Raw genomic sequence first — 2698 nt, 5'->3', positions numbered from 1 at the left:
GACTCCGAGTCCAAGAAGTCACTAGACATCACATTTGAAGGCAAAGTCAAGTGCATTTACATTGATCCGCCATACTACTTCCATGCTTCGAAGGAGCAGGACACCTTTGCTTACAACAGCAATTTCAAGAAGAGTACATGGCTAACTTTCATGGAGAAGCGGCTTCGTATCGCCAAGCGGCTTCTTGCCCCGGACGGTGCCGTCTTCGCACAGATCAGCGATGACGGCGTGGCTGAACTCCATCTCCTGATGAAGGAAATTTTCGGGGAGGAGAATTTCCTCAACAAGATCACGGTAAGGACAAAGTCCCCTTCAGGGTTCGCCAGTGTCAATGCCGGTGTTTTTGAGACAGCGGAATATGTTTTGGCATTCGGAAAAGATAAGCGCCGTTGGACGTTCAACACCCAGTACGTTGAGACTGGGTGGGATAGCAATTATAAGTTCGTCGTTGTCAACAAAGATGACCCGTTTGAAGATTGGGTCGTCTCCAATATTTACGACATTCTCGCTGAACAACACGGTTTTGACTCCGTGGCGGCAATGCGGAAAAGATGGGTAAAGCCGTCGTAGCCGAGATGGCTGCTGAGTACGCGCTAGCACATGCAGATGCCGTTTTCCGTTATACGGCGATCAGTAACAAAGCTGGTTCCGAAATTGTCGAAGTGCGAGGACTATCTAAGGAAAATCCAGACCGTATCTACGCAGTGGAGCGAGAAGGACAGTACACGGTATACGTCCACAATGGGCAAGAGATTGCTTTCTACTCGAAGAAAGTTCGCAACATCAACGGAGTCGATGCGCCAAGCATGGCTGTCACGAATATCTGGACAGATACCCCCTATGAAGGTATTGCGGCAGAAGGCGGCGTGAAGTTGAAAGGCGGAAAGAAGCCCGAAAAGTTGCTGCAGCGTATCATCGCGCTCAACACCAACGAGGGCGACCTTGTGCTTGACTACCACCTGGGCTCAGGAACCACAGCGGCTGTCGCGCATAAGATGGGGCGGCGCTACATCGGTGTGGAGCAATTGGATTACGGTCCCCAGGGAGCCGTCAAGCGTCTCAAAGGTGTGATAGACGGTGAACAGACTGGTATCTCGAAAACCGTTGAGTGGCAGGGGGGCGGAGCGTTTGTCTACCTCGAACTCGCCCAACAAGGTGAGCAACTAATGGATGCGCTCGAATCCGCAAAAGACTCGCAAGGTGTTCAGCAGGTTCTGGACCAAGCTACCAACGACGGCCTGCTAAGACCTTCGGTACTCCCGGAGTCGCTCCAGGGCGCTCAAAATGAGTTCGCCGGGTTGTCGCTCGCACAACAGAAGTCGGTCGTTGCTGAGCTTATTGACAAGAACCGTCTGTACGTCAATGCCTCTGAAATTAATGACATTACATACGAGCTAGACGAATCAGATGTTCTCTTCACTAAGAATTTCTATGAGGGGCGTTAGTCATGACTACACCTACATCCCATGACATGTTCCTATTTCAACAGCTTGATATGTTCTATGATTTTGGGAAGCGGCACCCCTTGCCCGCGCATCTCAAGAACAATTTGAGCGATCGTATCTCCCTGCGTGAATATCAGGAACGTGCTTTCTCCAACACTTTGGAGTACCTGGGGAACACTCAGTTCTCAAAGAATCGTCAAACTCACTTGCTGTACCACATGGCAACTGGGTCCGGGAAGACGGTGATGATGGCAGGGCTGATTCTTCACTACTACAGCCTGGGGTATCGTAACTTCATTTTCTTTGTTAATCAGTCCAACATCATCGAAAAGACTCGGTCCAACTTTCTGGATGCCTCGTCAAACAAGTATTTGTTTGCAGAGGCTATCGAGATCAATGGTGTCCGAGTTCGGGTAAACGAAGTTTCTAACTTCGCTAGCACCGATCCTCATGCCATAAATCTGTGCTTCACAACCACTCAAAAGTTGCACTATGACTTCTTCGATGCGAAAGAAGACTCTCTCACCATAAGTGATTTTGAAGATACCCCTGTTGTCTTGATCTCCGACGAGTCCCACCATGTGAATACTCGCACCAAGAAGGCGACGAAGGCTGAGGCAGAAGAGGACAGGTCCTGGGAGTACGTTGTTAACACCGCGTTTCAAGCAAACCGGGAAAATGTCCTGCTTGAATTTACAGCCACTGTAGACCTACGCGACCCCAATATCCTTGCCAAATACAAGAACAAGATTGTCTTTGACTATCCGCTAGCAAGATTCAGGGAGTCCGGTTTTACTAAGGACTTCAAGAATTACCAGTCTGTTCTTGATCCGTGGGGGAGAACGCTCCAAGCGCTCATTCTGTCGGAGTATCGCCGTAGCCTCTTCGCGGACCTCAAAGTCGCCGCCAAACCTGTGGTGCTGCTTAAGTCACAACGCGTCGATGATTCGCGGGATTTCTACGACGAGTTTTTCCAGCGCTTAAAGCGGCTAACGCCAGATGAAATTCGTGGGCTGGATACCGAAGGTCTGATCCACGAGGCTATAGAGTATTTCAGTGATAGGGACCCCAGTCTGCATTCCCTCTGCTTGAGTATTCAGCACGCTTTTGATGAAGAAAACGCCATCATCATGAATGGCAAGACGGATAACTCAGCTGAGAAGCAGCTGGCCGTGAACTCCCTGGAAGACGTCTCGAACCCCTACCGGATCATCTTCACTGTTGAGGTTACCCTCGTTTAGTGGACACCCTAT

At 49.9% G+C, this 2698-nt stretch carries 3 protein-coding genes; all 3 read left to right on the top strand.

Translation table 11 applies throughout. The features are described from left to right. On the top strand, window positions 1–570 hold a 570-nt coding region (locus HMPREF3227_RS04470; protein ID WP_197429497.1), incomplete at its 5' end, for a DNA methyltransferase. Beyond that, window positions 552–1445 (top strand): DNA methyltransferase, encoded by an 894-nt coding sequence (locus tag HMPREF3227_RS04465; protein WP_082750260.1) that lies wholly within the window; start codon window positions 552–554, stop codon window positions 1443–1445. The genes HMPREF3227_RS04470 and HMPREF3227_RS04465, both read left to right, overlap by 19 nt. Before the next feature lie 2 nt (window positions 1446–1447). Beyond that, on the top strand, window positions 1448–2686 hold the full coding sequence (locus tag HMPREF3227_RS04460) for a DEAD/DEAH box helicase family protein (RefSeq protein WP_082750253.1): 1239 nt from the start codon (window positions 1448–1450) through the stop codon (window positions 2684–2686). Window positions 2687–2698: the final 12 nt, after the last annotated feature.

Source organism: Corynebacterium sp. CMW7794 (genome assembly GCF_001563605.1).
GTDB classification, from domain to species: Bacteria; Actinomycetota; Actinomycetes; order Mycobacteriales; family Mycobacteriaceae; genus Corynebacterium; species Corynebacterium phoceense.
The sequence above is the reverse complement of the archived record's forward strand: the minus strand, read 5'-3'. Positions and strand labels throughout refer to the sequence as shown.